The 14,934-nt window shown below is 63.8% G+C and carries 9 protein-coding genes; 6 read left to right on the top strand and 3 right to left on the bottom strand.

Features of this window, described 5'->3' with window-relative positions; translation table 11 throughout:
* Position 1 precedes the first annotated feature (1 nt).
* The 6 genes from ACZYZ5_RS15350 (at position 2) to ACZYZ5_RS15325 (ending at position 8,856) form a co-directional block, all read left to right on the top strand.
* On the top strand, positions 2-598 hold the full coding sequence (locus tag ACZYZ5_RS15350) for a YdcF family protein (protein WP_463902792.1): 597 nt from the start codon (positions 2-4) through the stop codon (positions 596-598).
* 188 nt (positions 599-786) lie between these two features.
* A complete protein-coding gene (locus ACZYZ5_RS15345) occupies positions 787-948 on the top strand; it encodes a hypothetical protein (protein ID WP_463902790.1) in 162 nt (53 codons plus the stop codon).
* A 59-nt stretch (positions 949-1,007) separates the two neighbouring features.
* Positions 1,008-2,153 carry a non-hydrolyzing UDP-N-acetylglucosamine 2-epimerase gene (gene wecB / locus ACZYZ5_RS15340; protein WP_463902789.1) on the top strand — a complete coding sequence of 382 codons (1,146 nt, stop codon included), beginning with the start codon at positions 1,008-1,010 and terminating at the stop codon, positions 2,151-2,153.
* 242 nt (positions 2,154-2,395) lie between these two features.
* On the top strand, positions 2,396-3,094 hold the full coding sequence (locus tag ACZYZ5_RS15335; RefSeq protein ID WP_463902788.1) for a phosphocholine cytidylyltransferase family protein: 699 nt from the start codon (positions 2,396-2,398) through the stop codon (positions 3,092-3,094).
* A gap of 105 nt (positions 3,095-3,199) precedes the next feature.
* On the top strand, positions 3,200-4,990 hold the full coding sequence (locus ACZYZ5_RS15330; RefSeq protein ID WP_463902786.1) for a TIGR03767 family metallophosphoesterase: 1,791 nt from the start codon (positions 3,200-3,202) through the stop codon (positions 4,988-4,990).
* A 218-nt stretch (positions 4,991-5,208) separates the two neighbouring features.
* On the top strand, positions 5,209-8,856 hold the full coding sequence (locus ACZYZ5_RS15325) for a CDP-glycerol glycerophosphotransferase family protein (protein ID WP_463902785.1): 3,648 nt from the start codon (positions 5,209-5,211) through the stop codon (positions 8,854-8,856).
* 111 nt (positions 8,857-8,967) lie between these two features.
* Here ACZYZ5_RS15325 and ACZYZ5_RS15320 read toward each other — a convergent pair whose 3' ends face one another.
* The 3 genes from ACZYZ5_RS15320 to ACZYZ5_RS15310 form a co-directional block, all read right to left on the bottom strand.
* Positions 8,968-11,208: a fibronectin type III domain-containing protein gene (locus tag ACZYZ5_RS15320; RefSeq protein WP_463902784.1), complete on the bottom strand. Its 2,241-nt coding sequence runs from the start codon at positions 11,206-11,208 to the stop codon at positions 8,968-8,970.
* Between the two features lie 264 nt (positions 11,209-11,472).
* Entirely contained in the window at positions 11,473-12,828 is a 1,356-nt protein-coding gene (locus ACZYZ5_RS15315; protein WP_463902782.1) for a glycosyltransferase, read from the bottom strand.
* Positions 12,829-13,006: 178 nt separating this feature from the next.
* Positions 13,007-14,794 carry a glycosyltransferase gene (locus tag ACZYZ5_RS15310; RefSeq protein ID WP_463902781.1) on the bottom strand — a complete coding sequence of 596 codons (1,788 nt, stop codon included), beginning with the start codon at positions 14,792-14,794 and terminating at the stop codon, positions 13,007-13,009.
* Positions 14,795-14,934 lie beyond the last annotated feature (140 nt).

The raw sequence follows: 14,934 nt of genomic DNA, 5'->3' as shown, positions 1-14,934 counted from the left end.
CATGCCCCCGCCACTGCCCGCGCTGAACGCCGCACCCCGGCGTGTCCGCTGGGTACTGGGCGCCGTTTCCGGCGCCGTGATGCTGTGGCTGGTGGTGGCCATCCAGTTGTTCGTCAACGTGGATCCCCTGAGCGTGCACCGCACGGACGCCGTGATCGTGCTGGGCGGGGCCGCATCCGAACGCCTGCCGGTGGCGCAGAAGCTCCGGGACCAGCTCGAAGCACCGGTGCTGGTGCTGTCCCACACGGACACCCTGGGCAATGCGGCGGCCGACGATATCTGCAACTCGGCCGTGTTCCCCCGTCCGGGACTGGTCTGTTTCCGCCCCGGTGGCATGGACACCCGGAGTGAGGCAGAGATCATTGCCGGCCTTGTTGGCGCAAACGGGTGGAAGTCCGTCACCGTGGTGACGTCCAGCTACCACGCCACCCGTGCCGGACGGCTGATTGAGCAGTGCACGACGGCGGACGTCCAGATGGTCGCCTCCCATCCCGTGCTGAGTCCGGGGCAGTGGCTGCGGCGGTTTGTCATTGAAACCGGAGGCCTGATTGATGTGTCCCTGCGGCCGGAATGCACGGATCAGCGGACGGGAATGTAAGAATTGGAGGCGATCAGGTTGAGTCCCTCAGCCTTGTGACGATGTATTGAGGCGAGGAGGACCGGCTGTTGGATGTTCCCGCCGACGATGCTCCCCGGCCAGTGGCGGCCCCGCGCCACCTGCGGCGGCGTGCGTTCCACGAGGAAATTCCGGACACGCTCCTGGTTCCTGGTGTTGAGCCCATTCCCTTGGCCCCTCGAAGCGCGGCCTCAGCCAAACGCGCTGCCGCGTTGGACCCCGACGACGGGGAAGTCGCCTACCGCCGCAAGCGCCTGGCAGCGCTGATAGCAGTCATTCTCGTCGCCGTCAGCGTCCCCGCCTTGGTCATTGCCCTTCTGCTTCTGGGCTGAACCCCCGTCCGACCGGTCTTACCAGACCGCACCGCCCGCGTATCCTTGGGGGAACCTCCATGCACAGCATCATGCCGATCTTTGGCACCAGACCCGAGGCCATCAAAATGGCGCCGGTGATCAACGCCCTTGAGCTCTCGCCTCAGTTTCGCTGCATCGTGACGGTGACGGGCCAGCACCGCGAAATGCTGGACCAGGTCAACGAACTCTTTGGGATCGTGCCCCACCACGACCTGAACATCCTCCAGCACGGCCAGTCCCTGTCCGCCATCCTGACACGGACCATCGACGGGCTGGAGAAGCTGTTCACCCACACGCGGCCGGATGCCGTGGTGGTCCAAGGGGACACCACGACCTCCACCGCCGCCGCGATAGCAGCGTTCTACCACGGGATCCCCGTGGTGCACGTCGAGGCAGGGCTCCGCAGCGGTGACCTCCGCTCCCCCTTCCCGGAAGAGGCGAACCGCAAGATCACCAGCCAGATCGCGAGCCTGCACCTGGCACCGACGAGCACCAGCAAAGGGAACCTGATCGCGGAGGGAATCAGGCCGGAAGACGTCGTCATTACCGGTAATTCCGTCATTGACGCCCTCCTCACCACCGTGGGCAAGTCCGTTCCCTTCACTGACCCGCAACTCGAGGACCTGGCAGCTGGCGGCACGAAAATCCTCCTGGTCACAACCCACCGCCGGGAGAACCAGGGGGACGCGATGCGCGGCGTGGCCCGGGCCCTGGCCCGGATCGCCGACGCCGAGCGCGAACTGGTGATAGTCCTGCCGGCCCACAAGAATCCCATAGTGCGCGACGCGTTGCTGCCGCTACTCGAAGGAAAAGCCAATGTCGTTGTCACCGAGCCTCTCCCCTATGGCGAGTTCACGCGGCTGCTGTCCTTGGCGCACTTCGTGATCACAGATTCGGGTGGCGTGCAGGAGGAAGCTCCGAGCCTCGGCAAGCCCGTGCTGGTGATGCGGGAAAATACCGAACGGCCCGAAGCCGTCAAGGCAGGGACTGTGGCTCTCATCGGCACGGATGAGGAGCGGATTGTTGCCGAGGTGACACGCCTGCTTAAGGACCCCGGGCACTTCGCCGCCATGGCGAACGCCGTCAATCCTTACGGGGATGGCGAGGCCGCCGGCCGAACCGTAGCGGCCATTGCAGAGCTTCTCGGCGTCGGATCGCGCATCGGCGAGTTCACCGGCGGTTAGTGCCACAACGCACCGACAGCGCAGGGAGCCCGGGCCGGGGAAGTTAACAGTCGGGGCCGGGGAGGTAAACGCAGAGATACCGTAAGGTTGCTGGCTTTCTTGGGTGGGCGGCCGTCGAGCGGCTATGCTTTTCTGCGGGGGACGCTCACCTTGGCCCGTTTTACGGTACCGAGACGCATGATCGAGTGATGCTTCGGCCCGCCGCTCCCCGTCCCAAGGCACACTCGTTGAAGAGGAAACTAATGAAAATTCAAGCCGTAATTCTGGCTGCCGGAATGGGCACGCGCTTGGCGCGTCCTCACCCGAAGCCCATGACGGAGCTCAGTGATGGCAGGACCATCATGCACCAGCAGGTCCAGAACCTGCAGAATAAGTTTGGCAAGAAACTTCGGCTCACCATTGCTGTCGGTTTCAAGCTTGAGATGATCCTCGAACACGTGCCCAACGCATCCTTTGTGTACAACGAGAACTTCGACCAGACGAACACCTCGAAGAGCCTCTTGAAGGCCCTTCGGAACTCCGCCAAGGGCGGCGTGTTGTGGATGAACGGCGACGTCGTCTTCGACCCGGACATTCTTGAAATGCTGTTGCCCTACATCAAGCGTGACGAGTCCTTCATCACCGTCGACATTTCCTCAGTCTCGGACGAGGAAGTCAAGTACACCACCGACACAGACGGCAAGATCCTGGAACTGTCCAAGGTTGTCCCTGCCGACGCAGCCCACGGTGAGGCCGTCGGCATCAACTTTGTCAGCTCCAAAGACAAGAAGAAGCTCCTCAAGCGACTCATTGAAGTCGACGACCAGGACTACTTCGAGAAGGCAATCGAGCTGACCATCAAACAGGACGAGGTCAAATGGACTCCGGTCGACATCAGCGACTTCTACGCCGTTGAAGTTGACTTCCCGGACGACCTGGTCAGGGCCAACGCGAGTATCTAGCGGCAGCCCGCAATCCGGTGACGTCTGCTGTACACCAGTCCTGACCTCCGCCCAGCCGACCCCAACAGCAAAGGGCCACACCAGCAAGTGCGACAACAGGGCAGGATGCAAGTATCGCGACGGGACGCCATCAAGTGGTCACTCACTGGTGCGACCGGAGTCACCCTGCTGGGGTTGTCCGACTCCACCGGCAAGGCAGGCACGGACACTGGCGGCGGCGCGCACCTGGGGCCTTCCCCGGTTTCCCCGAGAACGACCCTGGACGCCACGGTTGTCCCCGGACCGCAGCGCGTGCCCCGGCTGCCCTACCGGCAGCTTGGCCCAGGGCCGGCTCTCGCGACCCAGGTCCGCGAGGAGCTGTGCGCGCGCAACAGCAGTGCCAACGGCGAGCGCACGGGGCTGGCTGCTTTCGGGCACCTGACGGATAGCCACGTTCTCGACGCAGCCAACCCCGGGCGGCTGTCCTTCTTTTGGCAGTACTTCGATTTCACCGACGGGTATCCCCCCTCGGGGCTGTTCCGGCCGCAGGACCTGCTCACCGTTCATGTGTTGGACGCAACGGTCCGGAAGCTCAACGCCGTCGGACGCGGCCCGATCAGTCAACGTCCTCTGGATTGCCTCGTCACCACGGGAGATCTCACGAACGCCTTTGCCCTCAGCGAACTGTCGGCCGCCGTCGGGGTATTCAAAGGCGTCCCCGTGACATCGCACCCGGCCGACACGTACGAGGGTGTCCAGGACCACGGACCGGCCCCCCTGGAACTGTCGCAGAACGTCTGGCATCCGGAGCCGGAACCCTCGCTGGCACCCCAGGATGACTGGAAAGCCGTTCACGGTTATCCCACCGTGCCGGGGCTCCTCGAAGCGGCCATCAGGCCGGTGGGCGCGGAGGGCTCGGACTTCCCCTGGTATGTCGGCGTCGGAAACCACGACGAGGCCGGGCGTTCAGCCGGGGATCCAGTTTCGGCGAAAACCGACCTCGTCGACACTCTCCGTGTCGGTGACCGGCTTCCGATGCGGCTGCCCCCCGGCATCGACGAATTGGACTTCTGGGAAACAGTCAATGAGTCCAGCGCAAACGAACGCCGGGCCCTGATGTCGTCCATGCCTGCGCGAAAGGTGCAGGCCTCCAAACTCCGCCGCGAGTTCAGCAAGGCAGACTTCATGGATTCTGTTGCAGGCAATGGCCGGGGCGTTGGCGGGGCGTCCGGCCCCCAACGCCCCGACGGCCAGCCGTACTACACCTTTGACATATCGCCGCAGGTTGTCGGCATCATGCTGAACACGGCGAGTCCCGACGGCGGCGGCGGGGCAGTGCTGGACGCCGCCCAGGCGGCGTGGCTGGAAGAGCAACTCGAGGGTGTGTCCGCGAAGTCCTACGATCCGAAGGGCAAACGCACCGCAAGGGACATTGAAGATCGACTCGTGGTCCTGTTCAGCCATCACCCACTGCATTACTTTGACGAGGTCACGCGTTCGCCGGGCAGCGGCGAACCTCCCCTGGACCGTCCAGCTGTACTGCAGCTCATCTCCCGCTTTCCGAACGTGGTGGCCTGGCTGAACGGCCACACGCACAGGCACCAGGTGACACCGCACGAATCCGAATTTGAGCAGGGTGGATTCTGGGAAATCACGACGGCGTCGCTCATTGATTGTCCGCAGCAATCGAGAGTGGTTGAACTCATGGACAACGGAGACGGAACGCTCTCCATTGCCGCAACCCTGGTAGACCACTCGGCCCCGGAGAGCGTGCTCTATGAAGGACCTCACAGTCCGGCATCCATGGCTGCCTTAAGCCTTGAACTGGCGTTGAACCGGCCCGGCCTCGACCACTCTGACGTGACGGGATCCGCAGGGGACCAGAACGTCGACCTGATACTGCGGAAGCCCTTTTGACGTAGGCCCCGCGGACGGCCGGACGCGGCGACGTGCCACTATTGACTGAACGCGCCGGGCCGCTGCGCCCCGCACCACCATTGACGTGCAGCAAATGAAATGAAGTGACAACCACCGGTTGGATCCGGACGAGGGAAGCGAATCCAAGAATGCCAGATCCCAAGCAGAGCCAAGCACTAGCTGCGCTGAAAGCTGCCGCTAAGAGAAATCTTCGGCGTGTGTGGCGGGCATTGCCGCCGGAGCAGCAAAAGCAGATCCGCAAAGTGGCGCACCCTGCCAGCCTGGCAAAACTCCAACGGGCCGCCGTGGCGAAGCCCGTTGCGCCCCTGCAGCGGGCCCAGCTCGCCGTCATCGTCCTGCTGACTGACGACGCCGGCGATCCGGCCGTGACGTTGCGCAGCCTGGTGGGCCAAGAGCCGGCCGCCATGGAAATGATTGTCGTGGACACCTCCCTGGCCGGCCTGGGCCGAGGGCAGGTCCGGGAGTTTGCGAAGCGCGACGCCCGGGTGAAGTACCTCCCCCTGGCAGGCTCCCGCGAAGAGGCAGCCCGTGGCCACGCCGTCGCGCAGAGCCGGGCACCCTATTTGGTGTTTCTTACTGCCGGGGACGTGGTCGAAAAGGCGAGCCTGGATCCCATGTTCCGGTCCCTGCGTCAGAGCGGCTCGTCCTTCGCCGTCGGTATGACCGGAATGGCCAAGGGCAAGACCAGCACCACGCCGGTATGGCAGCGGGACATCCATGCAGAGCCTCGGCCGGCTGTGACTGTTTCGGAACTTCCGGGCATTCTGCGTGACGGCGCCCTCGGCAACAAGGTTTTTCGGCGGGATTTCTGGACATCGGCAACCGCCGATATTGCGACCGGGCGTGAGCACTGGCAGTACGAGGCGGTTCCCACTCTTTACTCCCGGGCAGAATCGTTTGACATCCTTGACCTCAAGGTCGTTAATACCTCCGCGGACGCCTCCGTCCGCCCTCTGGCTCGCGAACTGCTCTGCCAAATGCAGTACCTGGAGGACCGCCTCAGCAGGCTTGAGTCCCTCGCCGCCAGGTTGCGCCCCAGCCTCGCCCCGGAAGTGTACCGGCGGGTGCTGTCACAGGAGCTGGGCAACGGCCTTTTCCGCTTCTACGAAGTGGTCCCCCGCACCGACCAGGCTTTCTGGGACCGGCTCCACACCACGGTCCGCCGCCTGAGTGAAGGCCTGGAGCTGGACTGGGACGGCCTCAGAATCCACAACCGACTGATCCTCTCGGCTGTCCTCGCGGACCTGCGGGAGGACGTCGTCAGGATCTGCAACCACCGGAGCGACTACAACTCCAGCTTCCCCACCCAGGTCACCGGGTCCACGCTATCGGCGCAGCCCAAGTATCTGGCCGAGCTCTCCCATTACGAACCGGAGCTCCTGTCCTGCCGCGAGGTCGACCTGCGGTTGGTCAGCAAGATGACGCACTTCGCGTGGCAGGCTGACGGCCGCCTGGCAATCGGCGGTCACGCGTACATCTCATCTGTGGATCCCGTCGAGGGGAACCTTTCCATTCTGGTGTCCCTGGTTAACGCCGACGGCGGGGAACCTGTCGCGTTGGCGGTGCAGCGCCACACGGACCAGTCCATCGATTGGGAATCCGGCGACAACTGGACCTCCTACGCCGAGGCCGGTTTCCGCACGATCATGGACCCGGCCGCGATGCTGGAAGGACCCGGGTCCGGCGGCACCGCCGAGTGGCACGTGCTGCTGACTGTCACTGCTGGCGGCAGGACGTTCGAGGCGCCCCTGACGCGCCGGGACGCCAACGGTTCCACCGGCACGCTGCCGGTGGGACCCATGCTGGACGCATCCCGGATGGCCGTGGAAATGCGACCCGCCACGACCGGCCTGACGTTTGTTCCGGTCACCCCCCAGTATGTTGCCACCGCACTGGAGCTGACGGGGCGGACCCTGAAGTTGGCAGTGGAAGCCCGTTCCGCCCCGGTGCCCGCGAAGGTCTCCCTCGAGTCGCCGAAGTTCGGCATCCGCGAGACGGCCACCTGCCTCAGTGTGGACGGCGACCGGGCGTTCTACGTCATCGACGTGCCCGACCTGGCGGCCGGTGCCGTCGCGACCGCCGAGTATGAGTGGCGGTTGCGCTTGGACAGCGGATTCAAAACCCCGCGGCCGGTTGCCTGGCCGGAAGGTTCTTCGGAGCTCGAAGCCCAGTCCGACCAGACCCGAAGCCTCAGGCTGGGATTGACCGGCTACGGGTTTGTGACCTTGAAGGAGCGCACGACCCGCGTTATCGCCTCCTCCGTTGAGGTGTCAGCGGATCAGCGCACGCTGCGGATCGAGGGCACTGCGGATCTGCCGGTGATCCACGCGCCCCGTTTCGTGCTCTCCAGCGGGAAGGCGGTCATCCCCGCAACGGACGTTGCGCTGACGGTGCGGACCAACGACGGAAGCAACGCGTTTACTGCCGACTTCCTGCTGCCCCAGCACCCGTGGGGCGGCGAGGAAGTGATGCCCGAGGCCGGCGCGTACAGCGTGCGCTTCGTCCCCCCGGGGGTCGCTGACCACCAGGGGTACTGGATCCCGGCGTCGTCCGGGCTTCAGTCGCAGATGCCCCGGCGGATAGCGGCCGACCGGGTGGAAGTCGGAGTGAGCCGCACCCCCAAGAACGCCGCCCTGACCATCCACCTTCGGCCGCCCTTGGCGGCGGACGAGGTGGGACGGTTCGGCCAGCAGCTGCTGCGCACCCCGGTAACGGTGGGCCGTGAGGCCGAACTCAAGGACGCGATCCTGTTCATGTGCTTCGGCGGACGACGCGCCACGGACAGCCCGCGGCGACTGCTGGAGGAATTCCAGCGCCGGGGAAGCCAGTGGCCGATGTATTGGGCTGTTGCCGACTTCGCGGTGCCGGTGCCCGCAGGAACCGAACCGGTCCTCATTGGATCCCGGCGGTGGTACCAGCTCCTGACCGAGTCCAGAATCCTGATCAACAACAACAACTTCCCGTTCTACTTCCGCAAGCGCGAGGGGCAGGTGTACATCCAGACCTGGCACGGAACCCCCCTCAAGAAGCTCGGCAACGACGTCGCCCGCACGAACTTCTCGCTGTCGTACTGGAACCTCATGTGGCGCGAGGCCGAGTACTGGGATGCCCTCCTGGCGCAGAACGACTACGCCGCCGGCGTTCTGGCAAAATGCTTCGGCTTTGAGGGGCGTGTTGTCGCCGACGGCTATCCCCGCAACGACAGCCTCACCCTCAAGCGGATGGAACAGGACCGGCCGGCAATCCGCGGCCGGCTCGGCATTCCCGAGGGTAAGACCGCGATTCTCTACGCCCCTACCTGGCGCGATGACGCCAAGAACGCCTCGCGGCAATACGAAATGGTCACGTACCTCGATTTCGAGAAAGCCCAGCAGCAGCTTGGCGACGACTACGTTCTGCTCCTGCGTGGGCACCACAACATTGCCGGCCAGCGGCAGACGGCGGCCAACGAGTTCGTCATTGATGTGACCGAGTACCCCGAAGTCAACGACCTGTACACGGCCGCGGACATCCTGGTCAACGATTATTCGTCCGTCATGTTCGACTTCTGCGTCACCGGCAAACCGATCATCTTCCTGACGCCGGACATCGCCCGGTACCGCGACGAGACCCGGGGCTTCTACTTCGATCTGGAGGCAAAGGCGCCCGGCCCGCTGCACACTACCACCGCGGAAGTCGTGCGGTCCATCAAGAACATCTCGTCGGTTTCCCGCCGTTACAAGCCCAAGTACGCGGCGTTCGTGGAGATGTTTGCGCCGTACTGCGACGGGGACGCCACGAGCCGGGTCTTTGATGCGCTGTGGCCGGGCCAGGAGAAGCCCGGAGTTACGTCAGGCATCGGGTAACCGAATGAACACGCCATTCTCCGGATGGCGGTACGACAACAGCTGTGGACGCCCTGGGCGCCCACAGCTGTTGTCGTCAATAGGTCCTGAGACGGAACCGCCCGCCGCGGGTCAGGGCAGGCCGACTTTCGCCACAATCATGTTGTGGTCAGAGGGAATGATCCCGGCGAAGTTGCCGGCACTGTCGATGTTTGCCACTGTTTCCCACTGCGAGACGCGCATCTTGGACGTCAGGATGTAGTCGATGTATGAACCGTTTGCTGACTTGTCGTCCGTTGCGGGCGCGCGTGTTTCGAAACCATTCCAGCTGTCGAGGTGCGTGTTGATCCGCTTCTCAGCCGTGGCCGCCATGCTCGGGAACTCCTGCCAGTAGTCGTTGCCCAGCGGATCAACGAGCCCGGAGTTTGTGAAGACGTCGTAGGGGGCGTTGGATGGTTTTTGCCACTTGCTCGAATTCAGGTCGCCGGTCATGAGGACCGGCAGGCCGGCGGAGTTTTCCTGCTTGATGACGCTGACGATTGTTTCCGCCTGTCGCTTCCGGAGTTCATAGAATCCGTCGGCCTTGCTGGTGGACAGGTGCGTGTCACCGAAGAAGAAGAGCTTTCCCGTGGATTTCTGTTTGGCAATCGCCCAGGCGAAGAACCGGGGGTTTTCCGGGACGCTGGCCAGGGGAAGTGCTTTGCTTCCCGTCTTGACGATTTCGATGGTCGCAGCGTTGTAGAAGATCCGGGTCCCTTGCGATGCGCCCTGGTCTGCATAAACGCAATTTGTGGGTGTCGTGGACTCGACGCAGTTGTTGCGCTTATTGTTGCTGATCGCGTAGTTGGCTCCGGCGTTCTTGAGGCGCTGCAGAAGATCCTCGAACTGCGACAGCCCGCCTGTCTGGCCGGGCTCGTTCAGCCAGCCCTGGGAGGCCTCCTGGACGCCGATAATGTCCGGCATCCGTGACTTGATGTTGCCGACGATGGCGCTGCGCCGTTCGGACCAGGGAAGGGCGTTGGGGTTGCTGTCGCTTTCGACAGCGCAGTTTGCGCACATCACGTTGTAGCTTGCCACCGTCAACGGGTTGCTGAGGGCCAGCGGGGCCGGCGGCTCCGCCTTGGTGGCCAGGTTCAGCACCGGCGTATAGGCGCTGAGGCCGGTCCCGGCCTCGTCAATCACCCTGACTTGGAAGTAGTAGGCGGTGCGCGCGTTGAGTCCCCGGATTTCCGCCGTGTTGGGTCCGTAATAGCGGCGCCACTCGGCATCCGACATATCCGCCTTGGTTGCAATTGCCAGCCGGTATCCCGGCGCATTGGGGACAGCGTTCCAGGTCAGGTCAACTGTCCGGTGGGTGGTGGTGCCGGTGAATCCCGTAGGAGTTGTAATGGAATCAGAGGGCGTGGTGAATGTAACAGCCGGGGAGTAGGCGGTGAGGTTTTCGCCCGCCGTGCCAATGACCCTGACCCTTGCGAAATAGGCCGTATTGGGAGTCAGCCCGGACATAGCGCCGGACACCTCTGTGAACCGCTTGTAGACCGAGTCGCTCATGTCGGACCTGCTGTACACCTGCACCCGGTATCCCGGAGCATTGACCACGGCGTTCCAGGAGACCGAGATGGAGCCCTGTCCCGTAACCGTGGTCTTGAGCCCCGTCGGCACCGCATACGTCGGCGCCGGCGCCGTGGACGCCGTGGACGCGGTCAGCGCCGCCGAGTACGCCGTCAGGGATTCCAGCCCATCGGCACTGATTCCCCGCACCCGGAACTTGTACTCCGTGCTTTTCGCCAGATCGGGAATCACCACCGCCGAATCAGTGAACCGGTAATACACCGCATCACTCATATCCGCCTTCGTGTACACCTGCACCCGATACCGCGGCACATTCGCCGACTTCACCCAGGACAAACTCACTGTCATGTCCGTCTGCCCCGTGCTCTTCAATCCCGTCGGCACCGCATACGTCGGCGCCGGCGCCGTGGAGGCAGTGGACGCCGTCAGCGCCGCCGAGTACGCCGTCAGGGACACCAGCCCATCGGCACTGATCCCCCGCACCCGGAACTTGTACTCCGTGCTTTTCGCCAGATCGGGAATCACCACCGCCGAATCAGTGAACCGGTAATACACCGCATCACTCATATCCGCCTTCGTGTACACCTGCACCCGATACCGCGGCACATTCGCCGACTTCACCCAGGACAAACTCACCGTCGTGTCCGTCTGCCCCGTGCTCTTCAATCCCGCCGGCACCGCATACCCAGGATCGTAGGCTACGGATGCGGGCGCGATCGCGACGCTGGAGAAGAGCAGGAGCGCTGTCAGTACCGCGATGGCGGACTTCCGAAGTGCTTTGGGCAAGCGTTTGGTCTGCATCTGACACCCTTAGGTAGGGATCACCCTCACCGGAATCCTGTCCCGAAGTGATCCATCGTCCAACTGCTGACGGCGGTCGAGAAAGAACCTGACAGGTACTTTCCAGCCAACTGTCGGCAGGTAGCGAGATGATGCTATCGGCTGGTGGCCCAGAGGAGACGCAGGGTAGGCGCAAAATTGGCGCAGGCTAGTGTGAGGGAGTCAGTGGCCGTTCAGCCGCAACGGAAGCCGGCGTCGGACCGTCGCGGGCAGATCGTACAGTTTCTAGTTCGCGACGTTCGGGACCGGAGGGACCGGCATGGCCCACAGTTTGCGTTCTATCGCGTCCCGCATGGCAGCCCCCCACTTCAGAACGACCATCTCGTCATTGAACGCATGAGCCCTGGCGACCGCCGCCCGGCGCATGTTCTTGAGATCTTCCTCGCCCATGGTGCTTAGTTGACGGATTCTCTCGGACAGCGCCGAAATATCGCCCGCCTTCACGAGGAAGCCGTTGACGCCGTCCTGGATGATGTCGGCGGGACCGTAGGGCACGTCGTAGGAGATGGGGATGCATCCCGCACTCATGGCCTCGATCAGGACCAGCCCCTGCCCCTCCAGCTTGCTGGTCAGGAGCGTAAATGAAGCACGCTCGAATTCCTGCCGGGCATCAATAGAGTAACCCCGCAAGGCGACGTGGTCCTGCATGCCGATCGAGTCAATCAACTTCAAAAGTGCGGCCTGTTCTGAGCCTTGGCCGTAGATCTCGAGGAAGTAGTCCGCGCCGGAGGACTTTCTCGCCTCTGCCACGGCGCGGATGGAGTGGTCAAGCCTCTTGCGGCCGGTCAAGCTCCCCAGGATGACCCCCAGCTCAGGAGCGTGGCCTTCTTCCGGGTCCGACGCTGCGGGAAGAGATCTGCTGTTCGGGATCACGCAGGTGTTCGGGGGGTTATCGAAGACCAGATCCACGTCCTTTTTCTGGTTTTCGGTCAGGAAGACCACGGAGTCGAAGGAACTCAACCGCTCGAACACATACCGCCGGGTCGGGCTGAGTTCCCCGTACGGGGGAATGGCGCCGCTGGCCATGTGGGAGTTGTGCACCAGGTGCATGGTGACGACGTTGTCGCGGCGGTAGCGGGTCATGAAATTGGCGGTCGACTTGCTGTCGACGATCATGAAGGACTCGCGGCCTGCGACCACGCAGTCAAGCCAGAAGAGGTAGAGCGGCCAGATCTGGTTCCAGGAGGCCACAGGACGGCCGTCGAAACCGCACAGGGACACCAACCGCCCGCCCTCGACTCCCCTGGCGGAGACGTCGCGACGATCAGAGACCACGACAGTTCCATCCGGCCGGAAATAATCCATCTGGAGGACCGTCTTCCCGTCGGAGGCATGACGGACCCGGCGGCGCAGGACCCCGCCGCTTGTTTCGTCCGTCGACTCCTCCGCCGCGCCAATCGCCGAAAACTCGCCGACGACGTTCCTGCCGGGTTTCGCCGATGCCAGCTGGCTTTCCGTGAGCTGGCCCAGTTCTTCCCAGAGGTTTCGCAGCCGCAGCCCCGGTATCAACTCACCGGCGGCTTCAAGCTCGCGACGGATTTGACTGTAGCCAAGTGACCAGGCAAAGGTCAGGACATCCACGGGCACCCCTGCCTCCTGGCTAAACGCCCGCGAACGGTGCAGGAGGGCATTTGTCATTCCGCCGTACTCCGTGGGGATCCCCCAGGTGATGGCACAGTGATACCCCTGGGGCAGGGACGGAAGGCTGCTGGCCTGGTCATCGCGCGCGTCCTGCTGGTTCATAACGTTCTCCGAAAACTTAGACTGCATTGGCTGTGGATATGGAGGCTGCGGGCTGCAGCGGGCGAAGGCTCAGGTTTCCGTGCACTGTTCCATAGATGTCCATGGGAGTCGGGACCGGGGCACGGAAGGGCAGCCGCGACGTCACGCGGCGGCCCAGAAGTTGGGTCTCAAGGGTGGCGTCCACGACGGACTCGCTCAACGCCTGCATGACGTCCGGGGCGAAGCGGAACACGACTGTACATTCGCCGTCGGCAGGTTGTCCGGTCAACTCACCGGATGCCCTGAAGAAGGACTCGCTGCCCCGGACCCTGAGCCTGCAGAGGAAACGCGGCGTCGCCGCCTCGAGGCTGTCGCTCTCAGCGGTCAGCTGGGCGGTTACCCGTAAATCGAGTGCCCCGTCAGACCATGTCCCCCAGACAGTGTCCGTAACAGCCACTCTGAGTTCCGGGGCGGGGACGGCTTTCCTGGCAGCCGCGGCCGCCAATGCCTCGGACCACATGGCAACGACAGGGGCGTCGGAGAAGTCGACGGCCCTGGAAATCGCGGCTTCCCGCATTTCGGCTTTCTGTTCTGCCGGCAGTGCCAAGAACGCTGCCACACACTCGGCCAGCGCCTCCTCATTCCCGTACTCGACGATGTAGCCGTTGACGCCGTGCGTGATGATGGACGACGGGCCGTAGTGGATGTCGTACGCGATGGGTACACAGCCGGCGGACATGCTCTCCAGGATCACCAGGCCGAACGATTCGGACGAACTCGTCAGCAGCGAAAAAGAGGATTCGCCGAACACCTTGGCCGGCGAATGGGTGTGGCCCTTCAGCTGGACCAGTGCGGATACGCCCAGCCGCTGGATGAGGCCTTCCAGCTTGGAACCCTCGTCGCCCTCGCCGTAGATACCCAACGTGGCGGTGGTCTCGAGGCGGTGGTTCACGTCGGCTACCGCCCGGATGGCGTGATCGATCTGCTTGAGGGGCCGCAATTGGGCCAGCAGGACGCCGGCAGTCGGGTCGCGGTCACCTTCCACGGGCTGGACGGGCACCGCACGGCTGTTGGGTATGACATGGATGTTGCCGATGTCCCCAACGCGTGCCCTGATGTCCCCGGCCTGCATCTGCGTCAGGATTGCCACACCGTCGAAGTTGTCGAAGCGGGGGACGACCACGTCGCCGGAGCCCGAAAGCGGCGACGCCGGCCCGTTGACAGCCGTGGCGAGGTGGGAATCATGGACCATCAGAAATACGGTCGCGGATGGCCGCCGATAGGTCTTCATGAACGTCGAGGCGTGCTTGTTGTCCACGATGAAGAACGAGTCGTCACCGTCGGTCAGGTGATCCAGCCAGGACCGGTACATTTCCCAGGATGAACGCCACTTCTCCACCGGCAGGCTCTGGGCATTGCAGAGGGTGAGCGACCTGCCCCCGTGCTGGCCCGGGGTTTCCACATCGTTGCGGTCCGAAAGGAAGAGCGTTCCGTCCTCTCGCAGGTAGTCCGTCTGCAGCAGCGTGGTGCCGTCAGCAGCAAACCGCTGGGTCCGTCCGCTCGGGCCGCCCTCCACCGTGGTGACGGGCGTTCCGGACTCACCGAGCGGAGTGAACCCGGCGAGCTCCTCCGCCGGGAGAACGGGGGCATCGCCGGCAAGGTGGGCCAGGTCTTCCCAGATGTTGCGAAGAGTGACGCCGTCGGTCAGTTTCCCCTGCTCGGTGAGCGTCTTCCGGATGTCCGGGTAGTCCCGGAAATTGTCGAAGGTGAGAATTTCCACCGGCGCGCCGCCTTCGGCGGCGAAGGCCCGGGAGCGGTGCAGCATGGAGTTTGTTCTACCGCCGTGCACCACAGGCACGCTCCAGGTGACTGCAAAATGCTTGCCGGCGGGCAGCCGCGCGGATGTGTCACTTCGGTTATCCATTACTCTCCCCTGGGCCGGCCGCTGTCAGCGGCCTGGACCCT

It is taken from the genome of Pseudarthrobacter ribosi, from assembly GCF_055412865.1.
Note: the sequence above shows the minus strand (reverse complement) of the source record. Positions and strands in the feature narration are given on the sequence as shown.

Coding starts and splice junctions, on each gene's coding strand:
- ACZYZ5_RS15310 (WP_463902781.1), bottom strand. CDS start 14,794: ATGCTGCACCGCTCCCGGGCCTTCGCCGCCGAAGGCGGCGCGCCGGTG.
- ACZYZ5_RS15350 (WP_463902792.1), top strand. CDS start 2: ATGCCCCCGCCACTGCCCGCGCTGAACGCCGCACCCCGGCGTGTCCGC.
- ACZYZ5_RS15320 (WP_463902784.1), bottom strand. CDS start 11,208: ATGCAGACCAAACGCTTGCCCAAAGCACTTCGGAAGTCCGCCATCGCG.
- wecB (WP_463902789.1), top strand. CDS start 1,008: ATGCACAGCATCATGCCGATCTTTGGCACCAGACCCGAGGCCATCAAA.
- ACZYZ5_RS15330 (WP_463902786.1), top strand. CDS start 3,200: ATGCAAGTATCGCGACGGGACGCCATCAAGTGGTCACTCACTGGTGCG.
- ACZYZ5_RS15335 (WP_463902788.1), top strand. CDS start 2,396: ATGAAAATTCAAGCCGTAATTCTGGCTGCCGGAATGGGCACGCGCTTG.